Origin of the sequence: Enterococcus sp. DIV1444a, from assembly GCF_051712125.1 — a bacterium.
GTDB classification, from domain to species: domain Bacteria; phylum Bacillota; class Bacilli; order Lactobacillales; family Enterococcaceae; genus Enterococcus; species Enterococcus faecalis.
This window is the reverse complement of record NZ_JBIOOG010000001.1, coordinates 2,098,050-2,114,113: the sequence shown is the minus strand read 5'-3', so window position 1 is coordinate 2,114,113 and position 16,064 is coordinate 2,098,050. Positions and strand designations below refer to the sequence as shown.

The following is a 16,064-nucleotide window of genomic DNA, read 5'->3' as shown; positions in this document are numbered from 1 at the left end:
ATGTCACTCGTTAGTGTCATTATTCTAGCATCGGGCAACTCACAACGGATGGGCCAAAATAAATTGTTCTTAAAATATCAAGGAAAAACATTTTTAGAGCACACGTTAACCTTAGTGAATCAATTAGACGTATTAGAACGGATTTTAGTTGTTTCGCCTGAGAATCAGCCAGCGTTTCCTTTACCTAAGAACATTCAGTTGATTCCCAATCATCAATGGCAAGAAGGACAAAGTAGCAGTATTCGTTTAGGAACCGAACAAGCTCGGGGAGCGGGTTATTTATACTTACCTAGTGATCAACCATTGTTAACACCTAAAATGCTACAACCCGTGTTAGATAAATGTCAGAGAAATAAAATTGTAGTGCCGTTACAAAAAGATGGCTGTCCTAGTAGTCCAGTATTATTCGGTAATCAATTTCGACAAGAACTATTAACATTGACTGGTGAAGCAGGAGGACGCATGATTTATGAAAATTTTCCAGAAGCAGTTCAGATGTTGAGAATAGCGACTCCTGACCGTTTAAAAGATATCGACACGCCAGAAGAGTACAGAAAACTAATTCAAGAAACCAATAGTTAGAGAGGAAAAACGTATGAAGGACTTGGTTTATTTAAATTATGCAGCGACTTCCTATAAAAAATTTCCAGCAACCATTGAGGCTTTGACTGCCTATTTAGCAGAAAATCAGTTCATGAATTACGGAAGAAATGCCCCTTTGCTGAGAGAGGGGCTTCCTCTTTTAGAGACACGTCAATTGTTAGCAGACTTTTTTCAGGCACCCAGCGCGGCTCAGATTACGTTTACGAATAACGCAACAACTGCCTTAAATCTTGCATTAGCAGGTCTTTTACAACCTGGCGACCATGTGATTACGACTATGTTAGAACATCATGCAGTAGCCAGACCTCTTCACTTGCTTGAGAAAGAACGAGGCATTTCAGTGACGTATGTTGCTTGTCAAAAAACTGGCCTGTTAGATGTAGAAGATATTCAGCGAGCCTGGCGAACGAATACAAAAGCCTTGGTGATGACACACGCATCCAATGTCTTAGGCACCATTTTACCCATTGAAGAATGTTTTCAATGGGCTCAACAGAAAGGATTATTAACCGTTTTGGATGCAGCTCAAACGGCGGGCTTTCTACCAATAAAAATGACCCAGATGGCCATTGATGTGTTAGCCTTTACTGGACATAAAAGCTTATATGGATTAGCAGGTATTGGTGGGTTAGCTTATAGTGAGCGAGGGGCTGAAGCGGTCAAACCACTGATGACGGGCGGCACTGGTAGCCATTCTAATTCCTTTGATCAACCCTCTTTTTTACCAGATAAATTTGAAGCTGGTACGTTAAACAGTTTAGGTATTTTAAGCTTAAATAGTTCTGTTAAAGAGTTGAATAAAATTGGTTTAGCAGCGATTCAAAAGCACGAACGAACCTTAATGCAGAATTTTTTTAATGGTTTATCAGGGTTACCTGTCACAATTTTAGGAACCCAGGACGTGGCACAAACTGTCCCTGTTGTTTCTATCACACTGTGGAATCAGGAAGAAACAGGGGTGGCACAGCAACTAGCAGAACAATATGGTATTATGACGCGCGCAGGTTTGCATTGTGCACCATTAGCGCATCAAACAGCCGGAACTTTAGCAACTGGCACCTTACGTTTTAGCTTTGGTTGGCAGACAACGCCTGAAGAAATTACTTGGACAATTCACGCTTTACAAGAACTACTAATTTGAGAAGGAGCGGACAGCATGGATTTTTTATCACAATGTACATCAGGTGGCTGCGGGGCAAAAATTGAATCCCGTGTACTGAACCAATTGTTGCAACACTTACCCGAAACACCGACAAATGAACGGCTACTCGTCGGGTTTGAACATGCCGACGATGCCGCTGTTTACCAAATAACGCCTGAAAAAGCTTTGATTTCAACGGTAGATTTTTTTTCACCGATGGTCAATGATCCGTTATCATTTGGAAAAATTGCGGTCGCTAATGCTTTAAGTGATGTCTATGCCATGGGCGGAACAGTCCTTTATGCGCTAAATCTTGTGTGTTTTCCACAAAAGATGTCAAAAGAATGGTTGGAACAAATGCTCTTGGGTGGCAGCCTAAAATTAAAGGAAGCTGGTGCTTTACTGGCGGGAGGCCATTCGATTTATGACCATGAACCCAAGTATGGCTTAGCGGTAACCGGAGAAGTTCATCCAGAAAATTTGTGGCATAATAATACGCCACAGGTAGGGGATGTCTTGATTTTAACTAAAGCTTTAGGTGTAGGAATTATTCAAGCGGCTGTTCGGGGGCAATTAGCGAAGCAGACGGAACAAAAAATCGCGCAAGATTCGATGGAACGTTTAAATAAATATGCCGCTGAGAATGCTCAATCCTACGCAGTACATGCTTGTACTGATGTGACTGGGTTTGGTCTATTAATTCATGCAAAAGAAATGGCTGATAATCAGGTAACATTACTGATTGATACAGAAGCATTACCAACCATTACAGGAGCGTTGACCTACGCCGCAGAATGTTTAGTCACTGCAGCTGGGCAAAGAAACCGACAAACAATCGGAACAACAATTGATTATTCAAAAATTTCTATGGAAATGCAAGAACTTTTGTTTGATCCACAAACATCTGGCGGACTGTTAATTAGTGTCGCTGCTGACGAAGCAGCAGCCTGTTTAGCAGCTATTCAAAAAGAGGACCCTGTTGCCAAAATTATTGGCGAGGTTCTACCAAAAGAACAACAAGCAGTATTACTTTTATAGAGAGAAGGGCCAAATATGAAATTAGTAGATGCGTTGGGGAAACCTTGCCCAATACCTGTGATTGAAACAAAAAAAGCCTTGGCGGAGCTAGGTTTAGCTGGAGGCACTATCGAGGTTTTAGTCGATAATGAAGTAGCCGTTGAAAATTTAAAAAAATTAGCTGCTAAAAAACAGGCCACTTTGACTGCGAAGCAGATAGAAGCCACGGTTTTCTCTGTCAAAATTACGGTAGCTGAAGAAGCGACTCAACAAACAAGTCAGCCAGTAACAGATTTAGTAATTACGATTGGCTCCGATCAATTAGGTACTGGGGACGAACAGCTAGGACGACTACTAATGAAAAGTTATCTTCAATCCTTATCAGAAGCAGAAACTGTTCCTACACAGTTATTATTCTTTAATCGAGGGGCGTTTTTAACGAATCAAGCAGCGAATACCTTAGCTGATTTGCAACAATTAGCGGAGAAGGGAACCACGATTCAAACGTGTGGGGCCTGTTTAGATTTTTATCATTTAACAGACACCTTAGCCATCGGCTCTATTACTAATATGTACGAAATTGTTGAAACAATGAATCAAGCGGCTAAAGTAATTACGCTTTAACAAAAAAGAAGGTGAAAAGATGGAGTATTTGCTAACCTTTCCGAATACACATTATGCTGTTCAGGCAGAACAAGTACTGTTGACAAGAAAGGTGGCTGTTCGCGTCTTTACTTTGCCACCATCATTGACGGATGGCTGTGGGATCGGTTTACTCATTAATGAAGCGGAAATAACTCACAGTGTATGTTTTTTAGAAGAAGCAAAGGTACGAGTAGCCTCTATTTTTTCTGTGAAAAATGACCTTGGGGAAAGGAGGTACCAACTGTGGAGTCCTTAAAAAAGTGTTTTGATTTACAAGGAAAGGAGATTGTGTCAATTGTTGGTAGTGGTGGGAAAACAAGCTTAATGTGGGCGCTAGCAAAAACATATCGAAAGGAAGCTGTTCTGGTTAGTACAACCACAAAAATTGGGTTTCCCCAACGTCAATTGTATGATTATTTTTATACAAACCATTTTGAAAAAATAACGCCGAATATCTGCGGAATCACTCTAGCAGGAACCGCTATCAACAACCAAACAAAACTAACAATGCCTGCAATGACCTCATTTCAAACATTGTTTCAGCACTTCACGAAAGTTTTTTTAGAAGCGGATGGGTCCAAACAACGACCTTTGAAAGGCTGGTCCTCTTATGAACCCGTGATATTAAAGGAAACAACCACCACAATTGGTGTGCTTCCGATTTCTGTGATTGGTCAAAAGATAGATGAAACGACCATTCATCGGTTGCCGCTTTTTTTGGAATTAACCGATGCGCAACAACAAGAACCAATCACAGAAACATTGTTAGCTCAACTCATTGCTCATCCAAAAGGATTGTTTAAAGAGAGCCAAGGCAAACGAATTTTGTGTTTAAATCAAACCCATACGCGAAGAGAGTTCGTTCAAGCGATGAATGTCTGTCTTCAATTACCCAAAAGCTGTTTTGAAAAATTAGACAAGATTATTGCTTGCAATATGGAAGTAGAGAAAGGACTTATTTTATGGGAGAAATCAGTCAAAACATCCAAGAAAAATTAGTGATTGTTCGCGGAGGAGGCGATCTAGCGACAGGCGTTATCCAAAAATTATGGCACGTTGGTTTTAAAATACTAGTACTAGAAACAGAATGTCCCCTGGCCATTCGGCGGACTGTTTCAGTTTGTGATGCTATTTTTCAGAAAGAACAAAGAGTGGAAGATTTGGTTGCTGTTCGAATTACTTCATTAAAGGATTGCGCGAAATGTTGGCAGCAAAACAAGCTGCCTGTTTTTGTCGATCAAACAGCAAGTGCTATTCAACAATTGAAACCACTGATTGTTATCGACGCGATTTTGGCTAAGAAAAATTTAGGTACGCATCGAGGAATGGCACCGATTACGATTGCTTTAGGACCAGGATTTTCAGCACCGCAAGATGTCGATGTTGTGATTGAGACAATGCGTGGCCATAGGCTGGGACGTTTATACTTTGAAGGAACAGCTTTACCTAATACAGGTATTCCAGGTGAAATTGGCGGAAAAAGTGCGGAACGAGTTGTCCATGCCCCTGCTTCAGGACAAGTTACCCACCTTAAAAACATAGGGGATTTCGTGTTGAAAGGGGAAGCATTATTTTTTATCGATCAGGTTCCAGTTTATTCACCTCTGACAGGGACTTTGAGAGGATTGATTTCAGAAAAGGTACCATGTTATCAAGGGTTGAAGTGTGCAGATGTCGATCCTCGACCAGTTGAGAAAGTCGATTGCTTGACTACTTCTGACAAAGCTCGTGCATTAGGGGGAGCAGTTTTAGAAGCAATTTTTATGATTGGAAGAAGGAAAAACGTTTTATAAAAAAGGACCTAAATAATATTTTTTTTACCTTAAAAATATTGTTAAAAAGGTTTGGAGTGTGGTATAGTAAAGACGTAGTAAAAAATACTCTATCTCGAAAGGAGAAGAGTACGTACTTAGTTAGATTAGTTTGTGAATAAAATCATTTGTAAAAGTTATTTTTTTAGGAATTAATGTAAGGGGTTACAATTGCATTTGAATGCATTGAAATATTTAGGAAAAAAGAAAGGAAATGAATGAAGATGGCACTAGTAAAAATTGTTTATGCAAGTATGACTGGAAACACAGAAGAAATTTCCGAGATTTTGGAAGAACAGTTTCAAGAAGTTGGAGTAGAAGTAGAACGTGAAGAGTGTTCAGAAGTTGATGTAGACTTCTTTGATGATGCAGATGCTTGTATTATCGCAACGTATACTTATGGTGATGGGGAACTGCCTTTTGAATTTGAAGATTTCTTTGATGAATTAACTGAAAAGGATTTAGCAGGTAAGCCATTTGGCGTTGTTGGTTCCGGTGATCGTGAATATGGTGAATTTTTCTGTAAATCAGCGCATGATTTTGTAGGAGCTTTTGAAAAAGCTGGTGCTAAAAAAGTAGCTGAAACAGTTGAAATTGAAAACAATGCAGAAGAAGAAGACATCGAAATGCTAAAAACATTTGTTAAAAGTGTCGCCACAACTTTATCTGATAGCGTTGCCTAAAGGTTTAAGAAAGTAGGAGTCAGAATGAAAAGGAATGATGAAGGTAGGTATTTCAATGTTTAATATTCTTCAGTCGACTCAATTATCTAATAATACATTTGATTTTTGGCTGGAGGCGCCAAGAATAGCAACACATGCTCAGGCTGGACAGTTTGTTATTTTAAGAATTGACGAAAAGGGAGAGCGGATCCCCTTAACGATTGCGGAAACAAATCCACAAGCAGGCAGTATTCGAATTATTTTCCAAGTAATCGGTAAGACAACAGCTGCACTTTCCCAACTTAAAACTTCCGATTCATTGTTGGATATCAGTGGACCTTTAGGTATGCCCACAGAAGTGAAGCAATATGGAACGGTGATGGTTGTCGGTGGCGGGGTTGGCATCGCGGCTATTTATCCAATTATTAAGGCTTTAAAAGAAGCAGGCAACCGAGTGATTACGATTTTGGGGGCACGAACAGCTGAGTTGGTTCTGTTACAAGAAGAATGCCGCCGTTATTCGGATGAGCTAATCATTACAACCGATGATGGCTCATTAGGTAAAAAGGGCTTAGTAACAGAAGCGATGGAAGAAGTTATTGCACGTGAAGCTGTAGTGTGCGGTTGGGCGATTGGGCCCAGCATCATGATGAAATTTTGTACCTTGACAGCTGAAAAACATCAATTACCAATTTATGTTTCCTTGAATCCTATTATGATTGACGGAACAGGCATGTGTGGCGGTTGTCGGGTCACTGTTGATGGTACCATGAAATTTGCCTGTGTCGATGGACCTGAGTTCAAAGGCAATGAAGTAAATTGGGATGAATTCATTAATCGAATGAAGCAATATCAGGAAGAAGAAGCAGTTTGCTTTACAGATCGTTTGAAAGAGCAGGTGGAGAAAAATGGCTAGAAAAAGTCGTATAAAAACACCGATTGCGGAACAAGCGCCTACTATTAGAAAGAATAATTTTGAAGAGGTTTGTTTAGGCTATACATTAGCAGAAGGACAAGAAGAAGCGGTTCGCTGTTTACAATGTAAAAATGCACCTTGTATTGCTAAATGCCCCGTGATGATTGATATTCCTGGATTTATTTTAGCTATTCGTGAAGGAAACATGGAACAAGCAGCCGATATTTTAAGTAAATATACGAATTTACCTGCTATTTGTGGACGCGTTTGTCCGCAAGAGAAACAATGTGAACAAGTTTGTAAATTAGGGAAAGCCAAAAACTTTGAACCAGTGGCAATTGGCAAATTAGAACGTTTAGTTGCCGATTGGGCATTAGAAAATCACATGTTTCCTAAGAAAACAGCGGAACCAACAAAAGGGAAAGTCGCAGTGGTCGGTTCTGGTCCTTCTGGGTTAACAGTTGCGGGGGATTTGGCAAAGCTCGGTTACGAAGTAATTATTTTTGAAGCGCTTCATGAAGCTGGCGGCGTATTAACCTATGGCATACCTGAATTTCGATTACCGAAAAAAATTGTTAAACAGGAAATTGCGAGTATTGAAGCCTTAGGTGTAACAATAGAAACCAATGTGGTAGTAGGTAAAACGATTACGATGGAAGAAATAATGTCAGAGTTTGATGCCTGTTATCTATCGGTTGGTGCAGGGGCACCAAACTTTATGGGAATCCCAGGAACTAGTTTAAATGGGGTTTATTCTTCTAGTGAATTTTTAACACGAATCAATTTAATGCATAGCTATAAGTTTCCAGAATATGATACACCGATTAAACGTGCTAAAAATGTCGTTGTGATTGGCGGCGGGAATGTTGCAATGGATGCCGCTCGTTCAGCCAAACGATTAGGCGCTGAAAATGTGAATATTGTGTATCGTCGTTCGTTAGAAGAATTACCAGCAAGAATTGAAGAATACCACCATTCCCTTGAAGAAGGAATTAACTATTATTGGTTGACAAATCCGATTGCTTATTTAGATGACCAACAAGGAAATCTAGCTGGTGTTGAATGTGTCAAAATGGTTTTAGGGGAACCAGATGCGTCTGGAAGACGACGGCCAGAACCGGTTCCAGACAGCACGTTTACCATTCCTGCTGATGCAGTAATCGAGGCAATTGGCCAAGGGGCAAATAGAGTCTTGTTATCAACATACCCAGAAATAGAACTAAACCAATGGGGGTACATTCAGGCTAATCCTAAAACAGGAGCAACCTCAATACCTGGTGTTTTTGCTGGGGGCGATATAGTCACAGGTGCTGCCACCGTTATTTTAGCGATGGGCGCTGGGAAAATCGCAGCTAATGCAATTGATCAGTATGTCAAAACACAAAAAACAGCAGTCACAAGCAATGTTTAGGAAAGATAAAAGGTGAAGAAATGAAAAAAACAATGGATGGAAACACCGCAGCGGCTTATATTTCATATGCGTTTACAGAAGTTGCCGCTATTTATCCTATCACACCAAGTTCAACAATGGCTGAGTTGGTAGATGAATGGGCGGAAAGTGGATTAAAAAATATTTGTGGTCAAAAAGTTCAAGTTATTGAAATGCAATCAGAAGCTGGGGCAGCAGGAGTAGTTCATGGTTCGTTAAAAACAGGTGCGTTAACCACTACTTATACTGCTTCACAAGGTTTACTGTTGATGATTCCCAATATGTATAAAATCGCAGGAGAATTGCTGCCTTCTGTGTTCCATGTGGCGGCTCGGGCAGTAACGACAAGTGCGTTGAGTATTTTTGGTGACCATGGCGATGTGATGGCTACCCGCCAAACAGGTTTTTGTATGTTAGCAGAATCGAGTGTTCAAGAAGTGATGGATTTGTCGGCAGTTGCTCATTTAGCTAGCTTAGAAGGTAGTTTACCTTTTGTAAACTTTTTTGATGGTTTTAGAACGAGCCATGAACTACAAAAAATCGAAGTGATTGATTATGATGACCTGAAAGAAATGGTGAATCAGGAAGCTGTAACTCGTTTTAGAATGGGAGGCATGAATCCTAATCATCCCACTGTTTCAGGGACCGCTCAAAATCCTGACATTCATTTTCAACAAAGAGAAACAGTCAATAAAAATTACGAAGAAATGCCAAAAATTGTTCAAAAATACATGAAAAAAATTAACAATCTTCGTGGAACAACGTATGATTTAACCGATTATTACGGGGTTGAAGATGCAACAGAAGTCATTATTTCAATGGGGTCGGCTTCGCCAGTAATCAAACAAACAGTCGACTATCTCAATCAACAAGGACGCAAAGTTGGTTTTATCAATATTCATTTATATCGTCCATTTCCTACCGAAAACCTTCTTGAAAAATTACCAGCTACAGTAGAAAAGGTTGCGGTTTTAGATCGAACAAAAGAATCAGGAGCCGAAGGGGAACCGTTATTGCTAGATGTTCAAAGCGCTCTTTATCAACATGAAAATCGACCAATTGTGATTGGTGGACGTTATGGGTTAGGCTCTAAAGACGTAGCGCCTAATCAAATTAAAGCGATCTATGATCATTTGTTATTGCCATTTAAAGAATTAAAACAACGCTTTACGGTGGGGATCGTTGACGATGTAACCTATCAATCATTGCCAGAAGAACCTGCCTTAGATTTAACGCCAGATACTACCTTCCAAGCAAAATTTTGGGGCTTTGGTTCTGACGGAACAGTGGGAGCAAACAAGCAAGCGATTAAAATTATCGGAGATCATACCGACCTTTATGCACAAGCTTACTTTAGTTATGATTCTAAAAAATCAGGCGGTTTAACCGTTTCGCATCTGCGTTTTGGTAAAGAGCCAATTACTTCCACGTATTTAATTGAACAAGCAGATTTCATCGCTTGTCATAATGCGTCCTATTTGCATAAATACGACCTGTTAAAAGGTTTAAAAGATGGCGGAACGTTTTTACTGAATACTATTTGGGATCAAGAAAAGGTTCACCGTTTATTACCGGCTAAGTTAAAAAAATATATTGGGGAGCACCAAATCAAATTTTATATTATCAATGCGGTTGAGTTAGCTCGCAAAGTAGGCTTAGGTCGTCGGATCAATACAGTGATGTCTACTGCCTTTTTTGAAGTAACAGATATTTTAACGAAAGAACAATATTTACCGTTACTTAAAGAAGAAGTGAAAAAGACTTATGGAAAAAAATCAATGGAAATTGTGGAAAAAAATTACCAAGCGATTGACGCTACCTTTGAATCGCTGCAAGAAATCGTAGTTCCAGAAGATTGGGCCACCATTGCTTTAGATCCAGAAAATCAAGAGTCGGAAGCCCCAGCTTTTGTGACAAATATTTTAGAACCAATCAATCGTCAAGAAGGGGATCAGTTGACCGTTTCAGATTTGATTGAAAACGGAATGAAGGGCGGTGCCATTCCTATGGGCACTGCGGCTTATGAAAAACGCGGCATTGCGTTAGAAGTGCCTGAGTGGCAAATGGATAAGTGTACAATGTGTAATGAATGTGCCTTTGTTTGTCCGCATGCGGCTATCCGACCATTTTTAGCGGATGAAGAAGAACTGCAAGAAGCACCTGCAGGTTTTGCTATGCGCGAAATGCGTGGCACAGATGGATTGATGTATCGTATCCAAGTTTCTTTAGAAGATTGTACAGGTTGTGGTCTTTGTGTTCAGGCTTGCCCTGTGAAAGACAAGGCGATTTTAATGAAACCTTATGAAACTCAGAAAGAACAAGCGATGAATTGGGCCTTTGCGATGACTCTTAAACAAAAAGCCAACCCGATCAAAAAACTTTCTGTTAAAGGTTCTCAATTTAATCAGCCATTGATGGAATTTTCAGGTGCTTGTGAAGGTTGTGGTGAAACACCTTATATTAAGTTGTTGACGCAATTATTCGGTGATCGGATGATGATTGCTAACGCAACAGGCTGTTCATCAATTTGGGGTGGTTCGTCACCGGTGACACCTTATACAACGAACGAATGTGGCCAAGGACCAGCTTGGAGTAATTCGCTGTTTGAAGATAATGCGGAATATGGTTATGGTATGTATATTGCCAATCGAACGAAACGTCAACATTTAGCTAGTCTGGTTGAAGAAAGTCTTGCTAAAAATGTCGGATCAGATTCACTTCAAGCCTTGTTAAAAGATTGGTTGGAACACATGACTGAAGGGGAAGGAACACAACAGCGAGCAACCAAATTAGCGGCGGCATTAAGTGAAGAAGCCGATGAAGATCCACTTTTAACAAAAATTTACGAACAAAAAGATTTACTAGTAAAAACAAGTCAATGGATCGTCGGCGGCGATGGTTGGGCCTATGATATCGGGTTTAGTGGCATTGATCACGTTCTGGCTAGTGGGGAAGATGTTAATATTTTTGTTATGGATAACGAAGTATATGCCAATACAGGCGGGCAAACATCTAAAGCTACACCAGCTTCAGCTATTGCCAAATTCTCAGCGGGTGGGAAACATACCTCTAAAAAAGATTTAGGGATGATGGCAATCACTTATGGCAATGTCTATGTTGCACAAGTGGCTTTAGGCGCAAACTCAATGCAAACGATTAAAGCAATTGACGAAGCGGAGCGGTACCCAGGCCCATCAATTATCATTGGTTATACCCCATGTATTAATCATGGGGTCAAAGGCGGAATGGTTCGGACGTTAGATCAAGCCAAAGAAGCCGTTGAATCTGGCTATTGGCCACTTTATCGCTATAATCCTGAGTTAGTTAAGAAAGGCAAAGATCCGATGGTCCTTGACTACAAGAAAACAGATTTTGATAAAATGCGTGATTTCCTTGAAAAACAAACACGTTACTCTGCGTTGCATACAATTAAAAAGAATCAAGAAGTAGTCGAACATTTACTTGATAAAACTAAAGAAGATGCAATTGAACGCTCTGAAAGTTATAACAAACTAGTCACACATATGAAAAAATAAAAAAGAGCCTGGGACAAAAATCACTTTGGATTTTTGTCCCAGGCTTAAAAATTGATAAACGGCGGAAACAGAAGCAACTCCTTCGGAAATAAGCCGAAATTCTCCAAAAATTAAAGAACAATTTTCGGAAATTCCTTCTTATTTCTCGGAGTTAAACACTTCTGTCCCGACCTCTTTTTTATCCAATAATAATTTTTTCTGATGGGTATTCGTAACCTAAGTCACGTGTTTCTTTTGGTACAAAAATCATTAAGGTATAAAGCATACCGATCCGTCCAATAAACATTAATAAAGCAATCATTAATTTACCTATTGTTGTTAAATCATCTGTAATGCCTAAAGAAAGACCGGTTGTTCCAAAGGCAGAAGCGACTTCCACAATGATTGAAATCAAGGGAAGATTTTCAGTGGCTGACAAAAAGACGACAGCGAAAAAGCACATAATCAAAGATAACATGAAGACGACAATCGATTTTTTGACATCATCGTCATCTATTTTACGGCTAAAGACGCTAATATCATCTTCACTTTTTAAAAAGGCTAACAAATACAAGCCAATAATCGCAACAGTCGTTGTTCGAACACCACCACCAACAGAGCTCGGACTACAGCCAATAAACATTAACACAGAAAAAATAATCAACGTTGTAATTTGGAAGTCTCCTAAATCATTAATTTGGAGGCCAGCGTTTCGTGTAGTCATCGAATAAAACATCGAACTTACCCAACGGCCACTTTCATTCATTGTCAAAAATAGGTGCTCTTTTTCTAATAAGTAAATCAAAATAGTCCCGCCAATAAACAGAACGATAAACGCTAGTAAAGCAATTTTACTAAATAAAGAAAAGCGGAAAGGCAAGCCTCGTTTCTTCTTACGAAAATTCTTTTTCTTAAAATGCAACCATTCATGAATTTCCAGTAAAACGGGAAATCCAATCCCGCCAATAAAAATTAAGAACATAATTGCTAGTAAAAAGAGATAATCATGAGCAAAAGGGATAATTGAATCACCTGAAATATCAAAGCCTGAATTAGTCACTGCAGAAATAGCTTGATAAAATCCATAAAATATTGCATCTCGCCAGTTCGTATAATAACCACTTATATAAAAATAAATCGAAAAGAGCGAACCGAAGATTACTTGGAACCAAATTAAAATCAAAAAAGTGGTTCGGATCAGTCGAACAATTCCGCTCAGTCGTGGTTGATTCATGTCAGTCATAATTAACTGACGTTGCTTTAATGTGATTCGCCGTTTTGATAAAATAAAAAAGACCGTTGAAATCATCATAATCCCTAAGCCACCAACTTGGAAAAGAACCTCCAATAAGACAATCCCACGATCATTAAAAATCGAATTAATATCGACTGTGGTGAGTCCGGTAACACTGACTGTGCTGATTGCTAAGAAAAACAAATCAATAAAAGGAACATGCGAGTCAGGTTCTCTGAAAATAGGGAGGCAAAATAATAAATAAGAAATAACCGTCATTAATATGTAATAAGCGACGATGATTTGAATAGATGAAAAATTTTTGCGAATAAATCGATCGCTTTTTCGCTGTGCCAGCCACAGCAAACGTGTATGGTTCACTAGATAACCTCCCAATTCTAATTAAACTAAGTATACCAAAACTTTTCGCCTCAAACGAATAATTCTGCCAGAAAATCCTTGAAATGACAAATAAAAATAAGAAATTCGTTAGAAATAATTGGAAAACATCCACAAACAAGCGAGAACATGATATTTTATGAAAGAATAGAAAAATAGGTTGTTCCCCAAACAACTTATTAATAATTGGTCAGTTTGTCTAACGATACAACTTTAAAAAGTAGTGGTAGCTTTTTTATTTCGGTTGATATGTGAATGTGTTCACTTTATGTAACAAACTGTTATTTTTATTCAAATGAAAAATAAGAAATTGTGTTGGTAGAAATCAATAGTTTATAAGGTGGGAAAACAATGAAAAAAGTGTTAATGGGAGTTCTTTCCCTAGGGTTATTATTAGGTGCAGCAACAGGTTGTACAAGCGATCAAGAAAAAGCCGCTGGTAAAACAAAAGCATCTTCTGAAAAAACAGAAGCAACATCTGGTGCCTCTGCTAATGGTTATACAGATCCAAGTGAACTAAAAGACAGTTATGATGTTGTTATTGTTGGTTCAGGTGGTGCGGGGATGACCGCTGCATTACAAGCCAAAGAAGCTGGCATGAATCCAGTTATTTTAGAAAAAATGCCTGTTGCAGGTGGGAATACAATTAAATCGTCTTCAGGAATGAATGCTTCACAAACAAAATTCCAAGAAAAAGAAGGCATTAAAGATAGCAACGATAAATTCTTTGAAGAAACACTAAAAGGCGGTAAAGGAACCAACGATCAAGAATTACTACGTTATTTTGTTGATCATTCAGCTGAAGCAATTGATTGGTTAGATACAAAAGGAATTACATTGAGCAATTTAACGATTACAGGTGGAATGAGCGAAAAACGCACACACCGACCTGCTGACGGATCAGCAATTGGGGGCTATCTCGTTGACGGTTTAGTACGTAACGTTCGCGAAGAAAAAATTCCATTGTTTGTTGATGCTGACGTCACAGACTTAGTTGAAGAAAACGGTCAAATTGATGGCGTAAAAGTGAAAATGAAAGATGATAAAGAAAAAACAGTTAAAGCAAAAGCAGTCGTTGTCACAACAGGTGGTTTCGGTGCCAACGAAAAATTAATTACACAATACAAACCAGAATTGAAAAACTATGTTACAACGAACCAAGAAGGAACAACAGGTGACGGTATCCAAATGATTCAAAAAGTTGGCGGTGCGTTAGTGGATATGAAAGAAATTCAAATTCACCCAACTGTTCAACAAAGCGATGCTTTCTTAATTGGTGAAGCAGTTCGTGGAGAAGGCGCAATCTTGGCTTCTCAAAAAGGAGAACGTTTTGTTAATGAGTTAGATACACGTGACAAAGTTTCTGCAGCAATCAATGCCTTACCAGAAAAATCAGCTTATTTAGTCTTTGACCAAGGCGTTCGCGACCGTGCAAAAGCCATTGATTTCTATGATCAAAAAGGTTTCGTGGAAAAAGGTGAAACGATTGAAGAATTAGCTGAAAAAATTGGCATGCCTGCCGATACATTGAAAGCAACGATTGACACTTGGAACCAAGATGTTAATGCCAAAGATGACAAACAATTTGGCCGGACAACTGGCATGGAAGCTGACTTAAGCACAGCGCCTTACTACGCAATTAAAATTGCACCAGGGATTCACCACACAATGGGTGGCGTGAAAATCAATACGAAAACAGAAGTTTTACGTGAAGATGGCACACCAATTAAAGGTCTATATGCTGCTGGTGAATTAACAGGCGGCTTACATGGCCAAAACCGTATCGGAGGCAATGCCATCGCCGATATTATCATTTATGGTCGTCAAGCAGGTACGCAATCAGCAGAATTTGCCTCTGCTCAAAAATAAAGGGTAAATAACTAGAATTAAAAAGTCTGAAATTGTAGTCAAATAATTACAATTTCGGGCTTTTTTATTGCTCACTAGCAGGATCATTGGTTGGAGTATAAACCACCCTGCTAAAATGACTTTGGCGTAGATTCTGTTTTTTTCAGAAAAATGCACGACCATTTTAGCTAAAAATACTGCTTTTTTGCTGAAAATATAGTAAAATACGTAAGGAACTAACGGAAAGGTGTAGTGAACATGGCTCAATTATTTTTCAAGTATGGCGCAATGAACAGTGGTAAAACCATTGAAATCTTAAAAGTAGCACACAATTACGAAGAACAAGACAAACCAGTTGTTTTGATGACCAGTGGACTAGATACACGTGATGGTGTCGGGAAAGTATCCAGTCGCATCGGATTACGCAGAGATGCTATTCCAATTTTTGAAGAAACCAATGTCTTTGACTTGATTAATGATTTGTCTTACAAACCTTTTTGCGTATTAGTCGATGAATGTCAATTTTTAAACAAGCATCATGTCATTGAATTTGCACGAATTGTTGACGAATTAGATATTCCAGTAATGGCATTTGGGCTAAAGAATGATTTTAGAAATGAATTATTTGAAGGTTCAAAGTATTTACTTTTATATGCAGACAAATTAGAAGAATTAAAAACGATTTGCTGGTTCTGTCATAAAAAAGCAACTATGAACTTGCATTATATTGATGGCAAACCCGTTTATGAAGGGGATCAAGTCCAAATTGGTGGGAATGAAGCCTACTATCCTGTTTGTCGCAAACATTATTTTCATCCAAAAACAGTGAATGAAGAACAGTAAG

Annotated in this window: 14 protein-coding genes; 13 read left to right on the top strand and 1 reads right to left on the bottom strand. The window is 39.0% G+C overall.

What is annotated here, in order from left to right; all coding sequences use genetic code 11:
- The 11 genes from mocA to nifJ all read left to right on the top strand — a co-directional run bounded on the left by mocA (position 1) and on the right by nifJ (position 11,760).
- Positions 1–582: a molybdenum cofactor cytidylyltransferase gene (gene mocA / locus IGI87_RS10120; protein WP_438736915.1), complete on the top strand. Its 582-nt coding sequence runs from the start codon at positions 1–3 to the stop codon at positions 580–582.
- 13 nt (positions 583–595) lie between these two features.
- Positions 596–1,744: a selenocysteine lyase SclA gene (gene sclA / locus IGI87_RS10115; RefSeq protein ID WP_438736913.1), complete on the top strand. Its 1,149-nt coding sequence runs from the start codon at positions 596–598 to the stop codon at positions 1,742–1,744.
- Between the two features lie 15 nt (positions 1,745–1,759).
- Positions 1,760–2,782 carry a selenide, water dikinase SelD gene (selD, locus tag IGI87_RS10110; protein ID WP_438736911.1) on the top strand — a complete coding sequence of 341 codons (1,023 nt, stop codon included), beginning with the start codon at positions 1,760–1,762 and terminating at the stop codon, positions 2,780–2,782.
- Between the two features lie 15 nt (positions 2,783–2,797).
- The gene (gene yedF / locus IGI87_RS10105; RefSeq protein ID WP_438736909.1) at positions 2,798–3,385 is read left to right on the top strand and encodes a sulfurtransferase-like selenium metabolism protein YedF; all 588 of its coding nucleotides are present in this window, start codon (positions 2,798–2,800) and stop codon (positions 3,383–3,385) included.
- 19 nt (positions 3,386–3,404) lie between these two features.
- Positions 3,405–3,662 carry a DUF3343 domain-containing protein gene (locus IGI87_RS10100; protein ID WP_002367121.1) on the top strand — a complete coding sequence of 86 codons (258 nt, stop codon included), beginning with the start codon at positions 3,405–3,407 and terminating at the stop codon, positions 3,660–3,662.
- Complete coding sequence (gene yqeC / locus IGI87_RS10095; RefSeq protein ID WP_438736907.1) at positions 3,650–4,405, top strand: selenium cofactor biosynthesis protein YqeC; 756 nt, start codon at positions 3,650–3,652, stop codon at positions 4,403–4,405. Before IGI87_RS10100 ends, yqeC begins: the two co-directional genes overlap by 13 nt.
- Positions 4,369–5,199 carry a selenium-dependent molybdenum cofactor biosynthesis protein YqeB gene (gene yqeB, locus IGI87_RS10090; RefSeq protein ID WP_438736905.1) on the top strand — a complete coding sequence of 277 codons (831 nt, stop codon included), beginning with the start codon at positions 4,369–4,371 and terminating at the stop codon, positions 5,197–5,199. Before yqeC ends, yqeB begins: the two co-directional genes overlap by 37 nt.
- A gap of 236 nt (positions 5,200–5,435) precedes the next feature.
- On the top strand, positions 5,436–5,900 hold the full coding sequence (locus IGI87_RS10085) for a flavodoxin (RefSeq protein ID WP_162782518.1): 465 nt from the start codon (positions 5,436–5,438) through the stop codon (positions 5,898–5,900).
- Positions 5,901–5,937: 37 nt separating this feature from the next.
- Entirely contained in the window at positions 5,938–6,795 is an 858-nt protein-coding gene (locus IGI87_RS10080; RefSeq protein WP_438737427.1) for a sulfide/dihydroorotate dehydrogenase-like FAD/NAD-binding protein, read from the top strand.
- Positions 6,788–8,206 carry an NADPH-dependent glutamate synthase gene (gene gltA, locus IGI87_RS10075; RefSeq protein WP_438736902.1) on the top strand — a complete coding sequence of 473 codons (1,419 nt, stop codon included), beginning with the start codon at positions 6,788–6,790 and terminating at the stop codon, positions 8,204–8,206. The genes IGI87_RS10080 and gltA overlap by 8 nt, the downstream gene beginning before the upstream one ends.
- Before the next feature lie 20 nt (positions 8,207–8,226).
- A complete protein-coding gene (gene nifJ / locus IGI87_RS10070) occupies positions 8,227–11,760 on the top strand; it encodes a pyruvate:ferredoxin (flavodoxin) oxidoreductase (protein WP_438736900.1) in 3,534 nt (1,177 codons plus the stop codon).
- A gap of 178 nt (positions 11,761–11,938) precedes the next feature.
- Here nifJ and IGI87_RS10065 read toward each other — a convergent pair whose 3' ends face one another.
- Positions 11,939–13,354, bottom strand: coding sequence for a TrkH family potassium uptake protein (locus IGI87_RS10065; RefSeq protein ID WP_438736898.1), 1,416 nt, complete (start codon positions 13,352–13,354; stop codon positions 11,939–11,941).
- A 369-nt stretch (positions 13,355–13,723) separates the two neighbouring features.
- Here IGI87_RS10065 and IGI87_RS10060 point away from each other — a divergent pair, with 369 nt between their 5' ends.
- Positions 13,724–15,241 carry a flavocytochrome c gene (locus tag IGI87_RS10060; RefSeq protein WP_002356617.1) on the top strand — a complete coding sequence of 506 codons (1,518 nt, stop codon included), beginning with the start codon at positions 13,724–13,726 and terminating at the stop codon, positions 15,239–15,241.
- Positions 15,242–15,478: 237 nt separating this feature from the next.
- Positions 15,479–16,063 carry a thymidine kinase gene (locus IGI87_RS10055; protein ID WP_002356618.1) on the top strand — a complete coding sequence of 195 codons (585 nt, stop codon included), beginning with the start codon at positions 15,479–15,481 and terminating at the stop codon, positions 16,061–16,063.
- Position 16,064 lies beyond the last annotated feature (1 nt).